A 14,688-nucleotide genomic window follows, 5' to 3' on the forward strand; every position below is an offset into this window, starting at 1 on the left:
TTAACCGGCGGTGGCCACAGTACCGTGTTCAATCGGTCTGCAGGTTCGCCTCATGCCCGTCGCTCGTATCAAGGCTGGTTCGCCCGTCAGCCGACGGGGCGCCGAAGGTGTGAGGCGGATCGAGCACGAACTGCGCGACCGCAACGAACGCTTTTCGGCAGCAGTCGAAAACATGTCGCATGGCCTGTGCATGTTCGATGCCGACGAGCGGATGATCATTTGCAACGGCAACTATCTCCGCATCTTCTGCCTCGATGCCGATGTCGTACAGCCCGGCATAAAGTTCTTCGACATCCTCCAGCACAGCGTCGACATCGGCGTCGCCTTGCACAGCGCCGAGGACCTCTACGCCATTCGCAAACCCTATATCGACCAGGCGAGACCCTCGATCTACGAGGAAACGCTGTCGGACGGGCGCATCGTCAACATCTCGCACCGGCCGCTGGCGCCGGGCGGCTGGGTGTCGATCTACGAGGACATCACCGAGCAAAGGCGGGCCGAGCAGGAGCTGAAGGAACAGCACCGCCGCTTCGACGCGGCACTGGCCAACATGTCGCAAGGCCTCCTGATGTACGGCGCCGACGGCAAGCTGATCGTGCGCAACGAACGTTTTCTCGACCTTTATGGAGTCAGCCGGGCCGACTTCCCGCTCGGCATGGGCCACCGTGACCTGCTCGAGCGAATGGTAGAGTTGGGCATCTATACAGGGATCGATGTCGACAGCGAAGTCTCGAAGACCGAGGCCTGCCTGCAGGCCGGAGAGACGCGCTCAACTCACCGCCATCTTGCCGATGGCAGAACGCTGCTGATCGCGCGCCGGCCAATGAGCGGCGGCGGCTGGGTCGCAACCTTCGAAGATGTCTCCGAGCGCCGGCGCGTCGAAGAGCGCATGACCCATCTTGCCCATCACGACACGCTGACCAACCTGCCCAACCGCTCGATGTTCCGCGAACGGCTCGACCAGACCTTGAGCGAGGCCAAGGGCACACCGTTGGCGATATTCTCGCTCGACCTCGATCGATTCAAGGCCGTCAACGACACCTGGGGCCACCCGGCCGGCGACTGGCTACTGAAATGCGTGGCTGAACGGCTGCAGCGTTGCCTGCGCAACGAGACCGATGTGGTCGCCCGGTTCGGCGGCGACGAGTTCGCCATCATCCAGTTCAACCCCAAAGGTGCGGGCGACGCGGAAAAACTGGCAAAGCGCATCATCGACATCATCGCCAAGCCGTTCCGCGACAAAAGCCGCGACATGCACGTCGGCATCAGCCTCGGCATCGCGCTCTACCCCGATGACGGCAAGGATGCCGACACGCTGCTGAAGAACGCCGACATGGCCCTCTACCGGGGCAAGAGCGAAGGCCGCAACGTCTACCGCTTCTTCGAGCCGGGCATGGATGCGATGGTGCGGGAGCGCCGGGCGCTGGAGACCGACCTCGAGGCTGCACTGCCGCGCCGGGAATTCGCGCTGGATTTCCAGCCGATCATGAACATCGCCTCCGGCGATATCGTCGGCACGGAGGCCTTGATGCGGTGGCATTCGCCGTCTCGCGGCCTGGTAGCGCCCGATGGTTTCATCGCGATCGCCGAAGAAACCGGGCTGATCGTGCCGCTTGGAGAATGGGCGCTGAGAAAAGCCTGCACAGTGGCGGCGGGCTGGCCGAATGGATTGCGCATCGCGGTCAATGTCTCGGCCGTGCAGATCAAAAGCAGCAGCTTTGCCCGCAGCGTCATCTCGGCGTTGGCATTTTCCGGCGTGCAGGCCAACCGGCTCGAACTGGAAATCACCGAGACGGTGCTGATGGACGAAAGCGATACGGTGCTGAAGACGCTCAGGCAGTTGCGCGATCTCGGCATCCGCATTGCGCTGGACGATTTCGGTACCGGCTATTCGTCACTCGGTTATCTCCGGCGCTTTCCTGTCGACAAGATCAAGATCGACCGCTCGTTCATCCGCGACATCGACAACCGTGACACGGCGGCGATCGTGCGCACCATCATCGGGCTTGGCCAGGAGCTTGGCATCACCGTTACCGCCGAAGGCGTCGAGACCGATGCCCAGCTTGATAGGCTGCGCAGATATGGCTGCGTCGAGGCGCAGGGCTACCTCATCGGCGTGCCGTCGAAGGCGGCGGACATCAGCCGTCTGCTGAAGACCAGCGCGGTGCTCAGCCAATCCGGTTGAGCACAGCTATGTCAGCCAGCCCGTCTGAACATCCCCGGCGTCATGCCATGCGCCGCACGGAAAATGCGTGAGAGATGGCTCTGGTCCGAGAAGCCGGCCGCAGAGGCTGCATCGGCGAGACTTGAGCCTTGCTGTATCAGCAGATTGGCGCGGCGCAATTTCCGGTCACGGATGAATGCCGCCGGGGTCAGTCCCACCACCTTCTTGAAATCCCGGATGACCTGAAACCGTGTCACTCCCGCGGCTCGAGCGAGCCGCTGCAGGTCGAGTTCGGCGGTGAGGCTGTCCTCGATGACCTGCTCATAGATCGAGAGCCTGCTCCGCGACCCCAAGCCCTCGACCATTTCGGGTCGGCCGCCCCAATCGCCGTACCGGAGAATGAGTTTGCGCAAGGCCACGAGCATGGATGTCTCGCCACTCGTCGCGTCACCGGATGTCGAGTCCCGGTGCGCCAGGGCAAGCGCCTGGACGAGGTCGCTGTCACCTATGATCGCTTGCGAAAACAACGGCGGACGATCCTGCCCCAGTTCTGCGGCGATCCTGCTCATAAGCGGGACTGAAGGATAAAAGGTCCGGTAGGCCCAGCCTTCGTCGGCACCCGCCTCGCCGTCATGCCACACTTCGGGATCGACGATGAGAACCGTGCCGGACGGCGCGACCACAGTCTGGTGTCCGATGCGGACGCGCTCGCATCCGTCCGTGATCAGGGCAATCACGTAGGTCGGGTGCGTATGCAGGTCGTAGCGATGCCGCGTGAAGCGCGCTTTGAGCATGCCAAGATCGCGAAAGCAGGGGTGGCGCCAAAACTGCGTCGTCTCTTCTGCCTTGCGGTCCTGAACTCTCGACACGGTCAATCCTGTTCAAGACGCTGCCGATCCAACGTTCTATTTCCCGGCGACATCATCGACCCAAACCCGGTCGAATTTACGTCGACAGGCAAGGAGAGCGCAATGCTGCACAATGACCCCGTCGCTGCCCTCGCACCGGACGTGATCGCCTGGCGGCATCATATCCACGCCAATCCCGAACTCGGCTTCGACGAACATGAGACTGCCCGCTTCGTTGCCGACAGGCTACGCGCCTTCGGGCTCGATGAAATCCACGAAGGGGTCGGCGGCACCGGCGTGGTCGGCGTTCTCAGGAGCGGATCAGGCTCGCGTGCGATCGGGCTCAGGGCCGAATTGGATGCCTTGCCTGTCATGGAGAGGACTGGACTGCCATATGCTTCGGAAAAGCCCGGCGTGATGCATGCCTGTGGCCATGACGGTCACACGTCGATGTTGCTCGGCGCCGCAAAACTGCTGAGCGACACCCGTGCCTTTGACGGAACCGTCTATTTCATCTTCCAGCCGGCAGAGGAGAACGAAGGCGGCAGCATGCGGATGATCGAGGACGGGGTTTTCGAACGCTTCCCGGTGGAAGGCGTCTACGCCGTCCACAACTGGCCAGGGGTACCGCTGGGGACAATTGCGACCCGCGTCGGTCCGATGATGGCGGCCGTCGACAATTTCGAACTGACCTTTGAGGGCACGGGCGCGCATGCCGCCATGCCGCAGCTCGGAGATGACCCCATTCTTGCAGCTGGCGCCTTCATTCAGGCTGCCCAGCGCATCGTCAGCCGCTCCGTCGATCCGCAGACGGCGCTCGTCGTCAGCATCACGCAGATACATGGCGGCAATGTCGGCAACATCGTGCCGGGCACGGTCTGGCTGCAAGGAACCTGCCGCTTCTTCGAACCCGCGCTGTCGCACCATTGCGAAAAGCTCATTGGCGACATCGCGCAGGGGATCGCCTCGGCACATGCCCTCGCCAGCAAGCTGACCTACAAGAAAGGCTATCCGCCGGTGATCAACACGTCTGAGGCGACAGCCCGGGCCGTCGAGGCCGCTGCCTCCGTCGTCGGCCGCGAGCAGCTCGAGACCGAATTCAATCCAAGCCTGGGCTGCGAGGATTTCGCCTATATGGTTCGGGAAGCTGGCGGCTGCTATGCGTGGATCGGGGCCGGCGACGTCGGACCCGGCGAAGGGCTGCATGGCGATCGATACGTTTTCAACGACGCCATCGTTCCCATTGTGCTGCGCTACTACGTCACTCTCGTCGAGCAAACGCTGCCGAGGACGGTCTGAGCGCCGCCGTCAGCGCAGGGTCTCGATATATCTGCCGTGGAAGCGCACATATCCGGCTTCAACCTCCTTGAGATGGCGCTCTATCAGGGCGTGAAACTCCGGCAGTTGGTGGAAAGGCACACCGGGATAGGCATGGTGCTCGGCGTGAAAGGGCATGTTCCACGCCAGCTTGCGGACGAACCAGTTGGTCAGCGTCGTCCGGGTGTTCTCAAGCATGTTGGCGACCAGCGGGCAGCGGCCATGTTCGGCCAAGAGATAGAGGCGCAGGAACGGCTGTCCGAGCAGCGCCGGCAGGATCCAGACGTAGAGCAACACCGTTGACTTGAACCATAGCGCCAGCACGAGCACGACAGCATAGAAGGCGATCATGCCGCGGGCCTCGGCGCGCACCTTGGGGTGCCCCTTTGGCGGCACGTAGTTGCCGCTGCATTGGCCGGTGGCGTTGACGTAGAGCGTCTTGATATGCCCCCACCACAACGGAAGGCCGGAGACATGGACCAGATACTGTCGCCAGGTTTCCGGCTTTGGAAAGGCCAGTTCCGGGTCGTTCTCCGGATCCTGGGTGAAACGATGATGGGCGAAGTGGAAATAGCGGAACCAGTCCGCCGGCAGCGCGATCGCCAGGCTGGAGACTCGCGCCACCAGATCGTTCAGCCGCTGTGTCTCGAAGGCGGTGCGATGGATCGTCTCGTGCAGCAGCGTGAACAGGAACACGATCAGTATGCCTTGCGGCAGCATCAGCAGCGACCAGAACGGCACTCTCGCGGCAATCAGCCCGCCGAGGACGATGATCGCGCCCCAATGCGCACCGAGCTGAACCAATCCAAGGCGATCCGACTTGGCGGTCAGCCGGTCGCGCTGCTGCTGCGTCAGCGATGCGATGACGTCGCGATGATCCATTGATGTTTCGTTCCTGAGCTTGCCTACCAAGCAGAATCTAATCGACAAAATAGCTTTCGCAAAACGAGGATTCCTGCCAGATAGATAAGCCGAACTTACCTATTGATGGACATGACTGCACTTCCATCCTTGCGCGGATTACAGGCTTTCGAGGCAGCGGCGCGCTGCGGCAGCTTTGCCGCGGCGGCCGAGGAGCTCTCGATTTCCGCGGCGGCGGTCAGCCAGCTGATCCGCACCGTCGAGGAGCAGATGGGCCGCAAGCTGTTTCTCAGGGTGAACCGCCGCGCCGTGCTGACCGATGCGGGGCGCGAGATGCTGCCGAGGCTGACGACGGCCTTCGAGGAGATCGGCAGCGTGTCGCGCGAGCTGGGCGGTGATGCGCTGCGCCCGCGGCTGGTCGTCTCGGTGCCGCCTTCGATGGCTATGGGCTGGCTCTCGACGCGACTGGCCAGGTTTGTCGCCAGCCATGGCGCGGTCGACATCGCGCTCAGGGGCGAGGACGATCCGGTGTCGTTCGACCACGACCTGATCGACATCCGGCTGTCCTATGGGCGCTCCCACTATCGCGACGAGGTCACCGAGGAAATCCTCAGGGATGCCGTCTATCCCGTCTGCGCACCGGGCATCGCGCACGCGATCGGCGGCTTGGAAAGCGCGGGCACCCTCGCCGGCCTGCCGCTGATCCACACGGATTGGGGCCCGACCGGCGCCTCTTTTCCGTCCTGGCGAAGCTGGTTCGAGGCCGCGGGCATTGTCCCCGGCCGGGGCGGGCAGCGCGGCCTGTCGGCAAATTCGTCGCGGGCAGCCCTCGACCTCGCCATTTCCGGCCTCGGCGTAGCACTCGCGCAAGGCGTCTTCTGTGCCGAGGCGGTGGAGGACGGCAGGCTGGTCAGGCCCGTCGGGCGGGCGCTGGAGCTCAGCCAGCCCTATTGCCTGACGATCCCGCAGCGAAGCACCCGGCGCGAGGTGGTGACGGCGTTCAAGACATGGCTGACTGAGGAGTGCCTGCGGTCGGTGGGTTCGCCTTCCCTCCAGCGCAGCACCCCTGATCACCGCCTTAGCCCAGGCACTGGGGCAATCCCCACTGGCCGACAGCGATGACCTGCCGCATAGTGCGTATCTGAACCGAGGGTGAGCGATGCAGAGACTGTTCGCTGCCGTTCTGACAATTGTCGCGCTTCTCTGCGGACCCGGCGCCAGCCGCGCCGAGGATGCCGCCCCGGTCACCTTGCCGGGCGGGATATGGGCGATCGCGCCACCGCCGGGTTTTTCCGCGATAAGAGAGCCGACGGCTGCGTTCCGCCATCCGTCGGGCGCCATCATCCTCGTTCAGGACATGCGCAAAGGCCCGATCCAGCGGTCGTATTTCGATATTCCGCCGGCCCATCAATCGGAAGTTCGCGTGGAAGAGGTTACGGATGTCACGGTCAACGGCCGGCGCGGCATTCTTAGCGTGGTGTATACCCGCGCGCGCCGCACGCTCTCGATCATCGCCTTGGTCGAAGGCGAAACATCAAACGGGCTGATCACCGCGTTGCTACCGGACAATGCGGGTATCTCCCTCAAATCGTTGCGCGCATCCGTTCTGTCGGCAATCGAACGGCCGATGGCCATGGAAGATCGACTAAAGGCGCTGCCCTTTACGATGGTCGACATGGCCGGGATGCGTGTCGCCTATTACGCATCCGGCACCTCGGTGGTGCTCACCGACGGCCCTTTGGACAACAAGAATCAGGCGCCCGAGCAGACCTTTGCGCAGATCTATTCGATCGGCATCAGCCCGGGCGAGAATTTCGGCAAGAACGAGCTTGCCGGGATAACCGCGCAGTTCATGCGCATGTTTCCGGGCGCGCGCCTGCTGACCAACGCGGTCATAGACACACCGCAGGGAGATACGTTCGAGGTCGTCTACGAGCGCGAGACGACAACCGGCAAACCGGTCGCGGGCGTGACCTGGATGCGGGTTATCGGCTCGCGGGCGGTGACGATGATCTGCCAGCACCCGCGCAACGACAAAGCCGCGCTTGCAAAACTTGTGAGGATACGCGACGGCCTCGGCGCCAAGGGAGGCTGACCTTCAGAGCGCTATGGCAAACCTGGAGGTTTCCCACCCGCTCAGAGGTGCCCGCTCAATGCCTCCACCATGTCCTTGCTCGTCGCCACGGGAACGATCTCGAACTCCACCAGATCCGCCCATTCGATGACCCAGCGCTGCAGCAGCGTGACGTCATCGGCCTCGACCAGCAGGAAGCAGCGGCTCATATCCGCCGCGATCCAGCTGTGGTGCACGAGAAGCTCGTCCGGCTTCAGGCGGCCCCGGTCGCGAAAGCGACGGTAGATCTCCTTACGATCGCAGCCGGTAAAATCCTCGATCACGATGAACAGCATCTTCTTCCCCCGTCGAATTACCGCCCCGGCCGGTCGAGCCGCTCCAGGAACCACTGCGTCAGCCGCACCCAGACCTCGTCCTTTTCGCCAGAGTCCTCCCAGCCATGGTCGAGATTGGGATTGTCGTTGACCTCGATGACGAAGACGCCGTCCCTGGTCTCCTTGAGGTCGACGCCGTAGAGACCGTCGCCGATGCAGCGCGCGGCCTTCACCGCCGTCTCGACGACATGGGCCGGCGCTTCCTTCAGCGTGAAGGTCTTGATGCCGCCCTGGTCGGGCTTGCCGTTGGCCTTGTGGTTGACGATCTGCCAGTGCTTCTTGGCCATGAGATAATGCACGGCAAACAGCGGCTGGCCGCCGAGCACGCCGACGCGCCAGTCGTACTCGGTCGGAATGAACTTCTGCGCGATCAGCAGGTCGGAATCCTCCAGCCACTCGGTCGCAAGTCGCTTCAGCTCCTCGAAGGTTTCGCATTTCTTGACGCCGCGCGAGAACGAGCTATCCGGGATCTTCAGCACCAGCGGAAAACCCAGCGTCTGCGCCGCCACTTCGAGATCCGTCGTGCCGGCGATCATCACCGTCGGCGGCACCGGCACCTTGTTGTAGGTCATCAACTCGTTGAGATAGACCTTGTTGGTGCAGCGGATCATCGACAGCGGATCGTCGATGACCGGCATGCCTTCTTGCTGGGCGCGGCGCGCGAAGCGGTAGGTGTGGTTGGAGATCGAGGTGGTCTCGCGGATGAACAGCGCGTCGTAGTTGGCGAGCTTGGCCAGATCCTTCTTCGTGATCGGCTCGATTTCGACGCCCATCTTTTCGGCGATCTTGGCCCAGTAGCGTAGCGACGAAATTTCCGACGGCGGCAGTTCCTCATGCGGATCGACCAGCGTGGCGAAGGTGTAGCGCGCCGGCGTGCGGCCCTTGGTGTCGCGCCACTCGCGGTTGGTGTAGGTCTCCAGGCACTGGATGAAGTGCTTTTCTTCCTCCTCGGTCATCCTGGCCAGCGGATGGAAGCCGATCTTGCGGATCGACGCCCATTCGGCGCTGTCCTTGATGTGGACCTCCAGCGCCGGGGCACGAAACCAGTCGAACAGCAGCTTGGCGAAGCGGTCCCAGATCTTCGACGGGCCGATGCCGAAAAAGATGCAGACCTTCTGCGGGAAGGCGCCGCCGAGATCCTTGCGGCATTTGTTGAGCGCCAGTTCGAGTTCCGGCAGCGCATGCTCGTAAAGCTTGCGCTCCGACAGGTCGATCATCGTCTCGACCGTCGGGATGACCTTGTGGCCGCGCGAACCGGCGAGCAGCGAAGCATAGTAGCCGCGGCTCTGGTAGCCGTAATTGTTCGACAGGTTGATGACCTTCGGTCGCTGGCCGCGAAACAGCGAAGGATGCGCAAGGTAGTCGCGGTTGGTGATGATCTTGTGCGGCGTCGCCACCTGGTCGAGATCGTTCTGGCGGCCGGTAAGGATGACCCAGGTCATTGTTATCAGCGCTTTCCCAGAGTGATGGCGGCGCGCAATCCGTCGCGGCCGAACTGCGCCATGTTCATGAAGATACCGTAGGGCACGGGAATGTTGGCGGCATCAAGGATGGTCTCCTGTCTCTCGTCCTCGACCCAGGGATCGTGGATCAGGATGTGGTCGCCGTCGTCGCCGATGGCCAGCACCCAGTGCGGAACCTTCTTGCCGAACATCAGGAAGCCGCTGATCAGCACCAGCACCAGTTTTCCCTCCGCGATCGCCATGCGGATATCGTCGATGGCGAACGGACGGTAATTCACCGGGATGCCGTATTGTTCCGCGCGCCGGCGAAAGTCGACCTGCGCCAGTTCCATCACCCGGCGCTTGTCTTCGCTGCGCACCGATTGCAGGAACAGCGCGCCATAGAAGGACACGTAGATTTCCGCCGCAAGGCCACTTTCGTAGCCGGAGACGGCGAGGCCGAATGGCTCGCAGCCGCCCGGCCCCGACATCATGAAAACGGTCGTCGCCTCGCGCCACAGGCGGATTTCCATGACCGGGTCGGGCACGAAGCCGGAATCGAAATTGGCCATGGCCATCATCAGGCAGCACGGGCCGCAGGTGAATTCGCAGGTCTGCTGGTAGAACGGCACCTTGGTGGCGACCGGAATGTCGCCGCGCAAGGTCTTCTCGTAGCGCAGCGCCGTGGCGCCGTCCTCGTAGTATTCAGGTTCGCGGCCGATCTTGCGGTAGCCGCTCTGCTCGTAGATGCGGATGGCCCGGCTGTTGTCCTCACGCACCTCGAGCCGAAGCATCATGCGGTCGTGCTCGAAGGCGGCGTCCTCCGCCTGTTCCAGCAGCATGCGGCCAATGCCGCGGCCGCCGAAAAAGGGACTGGTGGCGATCGAATAGAGGCGGGCAACACCGCTGCCCTTGCGAAACAGCACGATCGCGTAGCCGGCGACGCGGCCATCGTCTTCGGCGACCAGCATCCTGGCGGTCTCGCGTTCGATCAACAGGCGAAAGGAGCGGCGGGAAATGCGGTCGCTGGCGAAAACGGCCTTCTCGATGGCGGCGAGGTCATCGACGTCGGACGCGCGGGCCGTGCGAATCTCGGCAGGCATGCGGGCTCAAAAAACCTCGATTGGGTTGTGGAAAAGGCCCTGGTCGGAAAACGTCGTAAATACAGCCGAAGCAGCGGTATTCATCAAGCGCTATCGCACCTCGAATAGGGCCGAATTGTGACAGTTCCGGCGGCGATTCGACTGCAGAAATGCTTTGAAACGGTATCCATGTTTTGACACGGGCGCCGGCTTGGGAAAACGGCTCAGCTTGCCAGGCCAGCCAGAAGCTGGCCGTAGGCGCTCTTGGCCACCGCGGCCAGCCGCTCGCGCGGCAGCGAGCCGACGACGGCGCAGCCATAGCCCTTGTCCAGCCAGTAGACGGCCTCGGGGCCGTCCTGCTCAGCCATGTAGGTGCCCTTGGCTTTTTCGGCCGATTCGGCGGTGACGAACAGCGATATGCGCTCGCCCTTGGCGTCCTCGTAAAGCAGCATCGCGGCCTTGCTCTGGCCGGCGGGCAGCAGCCGGCCGCCGACCAGCTGGAAGCCTTCCGCCGTCAGATCGGGCGCGACCAGTTTCAGGCCGACCCGGTTGGACAGCCAGGTCTGCAAGTGATCCTTGTCGCTGGCCGGCACTTCCACCGCATGGCGCTGCTCGGCGGCGTAGATGACATGGGCGGCGATCGCCTGTTCGGCTAGCTGGTCATCCGCCTGGTCTCCGAGGCCAATTCCGTCGATGCCGGCAATATAGCCACCAAGACCGACGACGAGAACCGCGGCCGCGGCGGCGACAAGCCACCAGCGCGAGCGTGGCACGGCCACCCTGACCGGCGCCTCACCGGCCACCACCTTGCTCAGCCGCGCCGGCACCGGCTCGTCGAGCACCCCGGCGAAGGCGGCATGCAATGCGGCGCGGTCGGCGGTGTAGCGGACGCTCCTTGCCTTCATTTCGGGATTGGCGTCGATCCAGGCATCGTAAGCCGCGCGCTCGTCGCCCGGCAGTTCGCCGTCGAGGGCCATGTGGATGTCGCGTTCGGAAAAATCGCGCCGGGTCATTTCTCGACGATCCTTATCGCGCGACGGCGGGCCGTGTCGTCCAGCAGCCCGCGCAACTCCTCACGCCCGCGTGCAATGCGCGACATCAGCGTGCCGGCCGGCACGCCGAGGATGTTGGAGGCCTCGGCGTAGGAAAACCCTTCTATGGCGACCATGACCAGTGCGGCACGGCGGTCGGGGCTGATCGCCTGCAATGCGTCGATGATCTCGCGCGAGGCGATGCTCTCCACTTGGTCGGCGGGCGCGGCCAGCGCCTCCCCCGCTTCCAGCGGCAGCATCGCGGCTTCGCCGCGCCGGGTCACCTTGCGCATCTGGTCGATGAACAAATGGTGCATGATCGTAAACAGCCACCTCCTGGGGCTTTCTCCCGTCTGCCAGTTGTCGAGCCGCATAAGTGCCCGTTCGAGACAGTCCTGAACGAGGTCGTCGGCGGAATCACGGTCGCGCAAAAGCGAGCGCGCATATCGGCGCAGTCGCGGTATTTCGCCAAGGATTGCTGCCTTCTTTTCGTCCATGACCGCTGGTTCTGAGGTCGCCTTGTTGATCCCGATTGAACGCGCGTTCTTGGCGCGGCGCAAGCGGCCAGCGCGAAGCGGTCCGCCGCCCCGGTCACCCAAGCAATGAGATAACGCTCGCAGCGGCCGGTTTATTCCCGGCTAAATTGAGATCTGATTGTTCTTTCTCGTCTTTATCCGGTTTCCTTCGCCGCCCGCGTCAGCAGCCGCTGATAGAACAGGCCGATGCCGATCAGCACCGCACCGAGGCCGATGAAGGACAGCGCCCTCAGCACGCCTTCCAGCTCCGACATGTCGAAGACGAAGACTTTCAGCACGGCGACCGAGATCAGCGCTGCCGAGGCGATGCGCAGCACTTGCGACTTCAGCCAGACGCCGGCGGTGAGCAGCGCCACGCCGATGACCAGCCACAACGCCGAATAGGTGTAGGTTTCCAGCTGGCCGAGACCACTCCACAGGCCGATGAACTCGCCCTTGAACAGCCGCCTGACCGACAGCGTGGCATAGGCGAAGACAAGTACCGCCGCCACCACGGCCAACATCTGCGCATACCATTTCGGCCGCTTGTCGCGGGCATAGAGCGCCAACCCGCCGGCAGCGATGGCCGGCAAGAGATAGGCGAGGAACAGAAGGTTGAACACCGGTATCCGGCCTGTCGATTCGTCGGTGAACAAAGGATTCAGCACCAGAAAATGGCGGATGACGATGAAGGCGACCGAGGCCACGCCGGCGACCATCGAACCATAACGCAGCACCGAGCTTGGCGAGCGCATGTCGATGGCGACCAGGATGGCGCCAGCGCCGATGGCGATCAGCGTGTAGATCGCCTGCTCGGCGAGCGTCATGGCACCCGTGTCGATGACGCCGCCATGCATGGCATGGCGCACCAGCATCGCGAGCGTGAGTAGCGCAAACAGTGCCGCCGCTGCTTCCATGGCGAGGCGCGGCCGGCCATTGGTGGTGCGGGCTAGCTGCCAGGCGGCGAAGCCGAAGGCGAGCGCCGGCACGCCGTAGCCCGGCAGCAGCCAGTTGAACACCGGCGTCGTCGACAGGAATTGGGCGCCGATCACGGTCGGATCGAAGGCGACGCGGCCGAGCACCGCGATGACGGCACCGACCGAAATCCAGCCGAGCGCCGGATAGCTGCGCCAGCGTGTGGCCAGCGCCGGCACGATGGCCGCAGCACCGAGCAGGATGGTGGTCCAGCCGGATCCGAAGGCCATGTGCAGCATCAACAGGCCGGCTATGGCCGCGCCACCGAGCGCGAAGCACACGGCGGGGCCACCCTGCAGTGGCGGCTCTTCAGCGCGCGCGATCCACTCGCCACCGGCTGCGAAGGCCGCGACCAGAAGTGCGGCGGCCGCTGCATAGACAAGATCGCGGTCGAGATTGCCGTAGGCGAGCCACAGTGCCAGCAGAATGACCAGCGGCGCTGCGATGCCCCATGCAGCCCAGCATGCCGCGCGGATCTGCGCGGCTGCGGCGAAGCGGCGTGCGGCCCAGAAGCCGGCGCCGGTGAAGACCAGGCCGAGGCCAATGCCGATGCGCAGCGTCAAGGGATTTCCGGCCGCCACCGGCATGCCGTCAAAGCCTATGTTTCCCTGGGATATGTCCGAGCCGATGGTGGCGGGCGGGATGACGCCGAGATAGATCATCACGCTCACCACACCGGCGGCATGCAGCAGCGGCAAAGCGCGCGGCCTATAAAGCGCGGTGGCGACAAGGGCGACGATGACCAACGCGCCCGGCAAGGCACCGCCGGCGGCGACAAGGGTGGAGTCGACAGACAGGCCCAGCGCCGAAAACGCGACGAAAACGCCCGGCACGATCGATGGCCAGTCGAAGCCCCTTTTTTCAGTTTCCTCTTGGCCGCCACGACTGCCCAACCAGACAAAAGCAAGCACACCCAGCGTCACGGCGTCGATGAACAGCATGACGGCAAGGTCAGCGCCGGGCGCGTTGGTCATGTAGGCGATGGTCCAGAGGCCGGTGGCGGCAAAGGCGGCTGCCATCAGCAATTTCCAGTCGCGCATGCGGGCGATCACCGCAGTGGCGGCAAGCACAATTGCCAGATAGACGAACAGCGCCCATGGATTTGGCGCCTGAGACGACACTAGCGCCGGCGTCGCCATCGAGCCGACGAGGCCGATGCCGGCCAGGGCCTGACCGTGGATGAGAGCGGCAACGATCGTTGCCACGCCGATGGCGCCGAGCGCGGTGAAGGCGAAGGCCGGGCCAATGAAGCCGTAGATGGCATAGGCGGCGTAGACCGTGCCGAACAGGATGAAGGCGCCGGCCGCTGTCAGGATCGCCGGAATATAGGCACCGGCGACGCCTTGCACCGGCACCTTGAAGCCGGTGCGGAGGATGAACTCGCCGCCGGCGACCAGCACCAGCCCAAGCACCGCCGCCATGGAGAGCCGCACACCTGGACTGAAGATGCCGGCCTCGATGGTGTAGCGGATCAGAAACAGGCCGCCCAGCGCCAGCGCCACGCCGCCGACCCACACTGCCCAGCGCGTGCCGAGTGCGGTTTCGATATCGGGTTTTTGGGCGGCTTTCGCCGCTGCTGGGGCTGGCTCGACAGGTGCGGTCGATGCCGCTGCGCCCGCAACCCAAGGCCCCGACACGACCTCGCCGGTGGCGGCCTCGGCTGCGGCTGGTGCTTGTTCAGCTGCGGCTGGTGCTTGCGCGGGATCGCTCACCGAAGGCGAAGCCATGTCGGCGGCGGCAACCGCCTGCGCCGCATCGGCCGGCTTGCTCTCGGCTGCCACCTGTTCGGCGGGTTTGGCGGCAGGTGGCATGGCACCCGAAAGGACCAGGCTGCGCAATGCGCCAAGCTCGCGCTCGATCAGGCCGATACGGCTCTGCTGGCGTGAAATGATGACGAAGATCGCGATGATGACGACAAGGCCAATCAGGCTTTCGAACATGGTGGTTCCCCCAAACCAAGCCAGTTGTCACTGACATTCAAATGCGGCGGCCAAACGGCCAGTCA

12 protein-coding genes are annotated in these 14,688 nt (G+C 63.9%); 4 read left to right on the forward strand and 8 right to left on the reverse strand.

Annotated elements, in window-relative coordinates; all coding sequences use genetic code 11:
- The first annotated feature begins 52 nt into the window (after positions 1–52).
- Positions 53–2,185, forward strand: coding sequence for a putative bifunctional diguanylate cyclase/phosphodiesterase (locus LHFGNBLO_RS29645; RefSeq protein WP_258603013.1), 2,133 nt, complete (start codon positions 53–55; stop codon positions 2,183–2,185).
- A gap of 11 nt (positions 2,186–2,196) precedes the next feature.
- On the opposite strand, the gene LHFGNBLO_RS29650 is transcribed toward LHFGNBLO_RS29645, so the two are convergent.
- Complete coding sequence (locus LHFGNBLO_RS29650) at positions 2,197–3,033, reverse strand: AraC family transcriptional regulator (protein WP_258603022.1); 837 nt, start codon at positions 3,031–3,033, stop codon at positions 2,197–2,199.
- Positions 3,034–3,135: 102 nt separating this feature from the next.
- Here LHFGNBLO_RS29650 and LHFGNBLO_RS29655 point away from each other — a divergent pair, with 102 nt between their 5' ends.
- A complete protein-coding gene (locus tag LHFGNBLO_RS29655) occupies positions 3,136–4,311 on the forward strand; it encodes an amidohydrolase (protein ID WP_258603027.1) in 1,176 nt (391 codons plus the stop codon).
- Positions 4,312–4,320: 9 nt separating this feature from the next.
- On the opposite strand, the gene LHFGNBLO_RS29660 is transcribed toward LHFGNBLO_RS29655, so the two are convergent.
- Positions 4,321–5,211 (reverse strand): fatty acid desaturase family protein, encoded by an 891-nt coding sequence (locus LHFGNBLO_RS29660; RefSeq protein ID WP_258603032.1) that lies wholly within the window; start codon positions 5,209–5,211, stop codon positions 4,321–4,323.
- A 111-nt stretch (positions 5,212–5,322) separates the two neighbouring features.
- On the opposite strand from LHFGNBLO_RS29660, the gene LHFGNBLO_RS29665 reads away from it, so the two are divergent.
- Both LHFGNBLO_RS29665 and LHFGNBLO_RS29670 read left to right on the forward strand, forming a co-directional pair.
- Positions 5,323–6,312: a LysR substrate-binding domain-containing protein gene (locus tag LHFGNBLO_RS29665; protein ID WP_258603033.1), complete on the forward strand. Its 990-nt coding sequence runs from the start codon at positions 5,323–5,325 to the stop codon at positions 6,310–6,312.
- A gap of 37 nt (positions 6,313–6,349) precedes the next feature.
- Positions 6,350–7,285 carry a hypothetical protein gene (locus LHFGNBLO_RS29670; protein WP_258603035.1) on the forward strand — a complete coding sequence of 312 codons (936 nt, stop codon included), beginning with the start codon at positions 6,350–6,352 and terminating at the stop codon, positions 7,283–7,285.
- A gap of 41 nt (positions 7,286–7,326) precedes the next feature.
- On the opposite strand, the gene LHFGNBLO_RS29675 is transcribed toward LHFGNBLO_RS29670, so the two are convergent.
- The 6 genes from LHFGNBLO_RS29675 to LHFGNBLO_RS29700 form a co-directional block, all read right to left on the reverse strand.
- On the reverse strand, positions 7,327–7,599 hold the full coding sequence (locus LHFGNBLO_RS29675; RefSeq protein ID WP_258603036.1) for a DUF3303 domain-containing protein: 273 nt from the start codon (positions 7,597–7,599) through the stop codon (positions 7,327–7,329).
- A 17-nt stretch (positions 7,600–7,616) separates the two neighbouring features.
- On the reverse strand, positions 7,617–9,080 hold the full coding sequence (locus LHFGNBLO_RS29680) for a RimK family protein (protein ID WP_258603038.1): 1,464 nt from the start codon (positions 9,078–9,080) through the stop codon (positions 7,617–7,619).
- A gap of 5 nt (positions 9,081–9,085) precedes the next feature.
- Positions 9,086–10,183: a peptidase C39 family protein gene (locus LHFGNBLO_RS29685; protein ID WP_258603039.1), complete on the reverse strand. Its 1,098-nt coding sequence runs from the start codon at positions 10,181–10,183 to the stop codon at positions 9,086–9,088.
- A 203-nt stretch (positions 10,184–10,386) separates the two neighbouring features.
- On the reverse strand, positions 10,387–11,175 hold the full coding sequence (locus LHFGNBLO_RS29690) for an anti-sigma factor family protein (RefSeq protein ID WP_258603042.1): 789 nt from the start codon (positions 11,173–11,175) through the stop codon (positions 10,387–10,389).
- The gene (locus LHFGNBLO_RS29695; protein ID WP_258603049.1) at positions 11,172–11,690 is read right to left on the reverse strand and encodes a sigma-70 family RNA polymerase sigma factor; all 519 of its coding nucleotides are present in this window, start codon (positions 11,688–11,690) and stop codon (positions 11,172–11,174) included. Before LHFGNBLO_RS29695 ends, LHFGNBLO_RS29690 begins: the two co-directional genes overlap by 4 nt.
- 173 nt (positions 11,691–11,863) lie before the next feature.
- Complete coding sequence (locus LHFGNBLO_RS29700; protein WP_258603055.1) at positions 11,864–14,623, reverse strand: DUF2339 domain-containing protein; 2,760 nt, start codon at positions 14,621–14,623, stop codon at positions 11,864–11,866.
- Positions 14,624–14,688: the final 65 nt, after the last annotated feature.

It is taken from the genome of Mesorhizobium sp. AR10 (assembly GCF_024746795.1).
Lineage (GTDB): Bacteria > Pseudomonadota > Alphaproteobacteria > Rhizobiales > Rhizobiaceae > Mesorhizobium.

What these genes read in the sequence shown, in the direction of transcription:
- LHFGNBLO_RS29645 (WP_258603013.1), top strand. Translation starts at nt 53, where the DNA reads ATGCCCGTCGCTCGTATCAAGGCTGGTTCGCCCGTCAGCCGACGGGGC.
- LHFGNBLO_RS29655 (WP_258603027.1), top strand. Translation starts at nt 3,136, where the DNA reads ATGCTGCACAATGACCCCGTCGCTGCCCTCGCACCGGACGTGATCGCC.
- LHFGNBLO_RS29660 (WP_258603032.1), bottom strand. Translation starts at nt 5,211, where the DNA reads ATGGATCATCGCGACGTCATCGCATCGCTGACGCAGCAGCAGCGCGAC.
- LHFGNBLO_RS29665 (WP_258603033.1), top strand. Translation starts at nt 5,323, where the DNA reads ATGACTGCACTTCCATCCTTGCGCGGATTACAGGCTTTCGAGGCAGCG.
- LHFGNBLO_RS29670 (WP_258603035.1), top strand. Translation starts at nt 6,350, where the DNA reads ATGCAGAGACTGTTCGCTGCCGTTCTGACAATTGTCGCGCTTCTCTGC.
- LHFGNBLO_RS29675 (WP_258603036.1), bottom strand. Translation starts at nt 7,599, where the DNA reads ATGCTGTTCATCGTGATCGAGGATTTTACCGGCTGCGATCGTAAGGAG.
- LHFGNBLO_RS29680 (WP_258603038.1), bottom strand. Translation starts at nt 9,080, where the DNA reads ATGACCTGGGTCATCCTTACCGGCCGCCAGAACGATCTCGACCAGGTG.
- LHFGNBLO_RS29685 (WP_258603039.1), bottom strand. Translation starts at nt 10,183, where the DNA reads ATGCCTGCCGAGATTCGCACGGCCCGCGCGTCCGACGTCGATGACCTC.
- LHFGNBLO_RS29690 (WP_258603042.1), bottom strand. Translation starts at nt 11,175, where the DNA reads ATGACCCGGCGCGATTTTTCCGAACGCGACATCCACATGGCCCTCGAC.
- LHFGNBLO_RS29695 (WP_258603049.1), bottom strand. Translation starts at nt 11,690, where the DNA reads ATGGACGAAAAGAAGGCAGCAATCCTTGGCGAAATACCGCGACTGCGC.
- LHFGNBLO_RS29700 (WP_258603055.1), bottom strand. Translation starts at nt 14,623, where the DNA reads ATGTTCGAAAGCCTGATTGGCCTTGTCGTCATCATCGCGATCTTCGTC.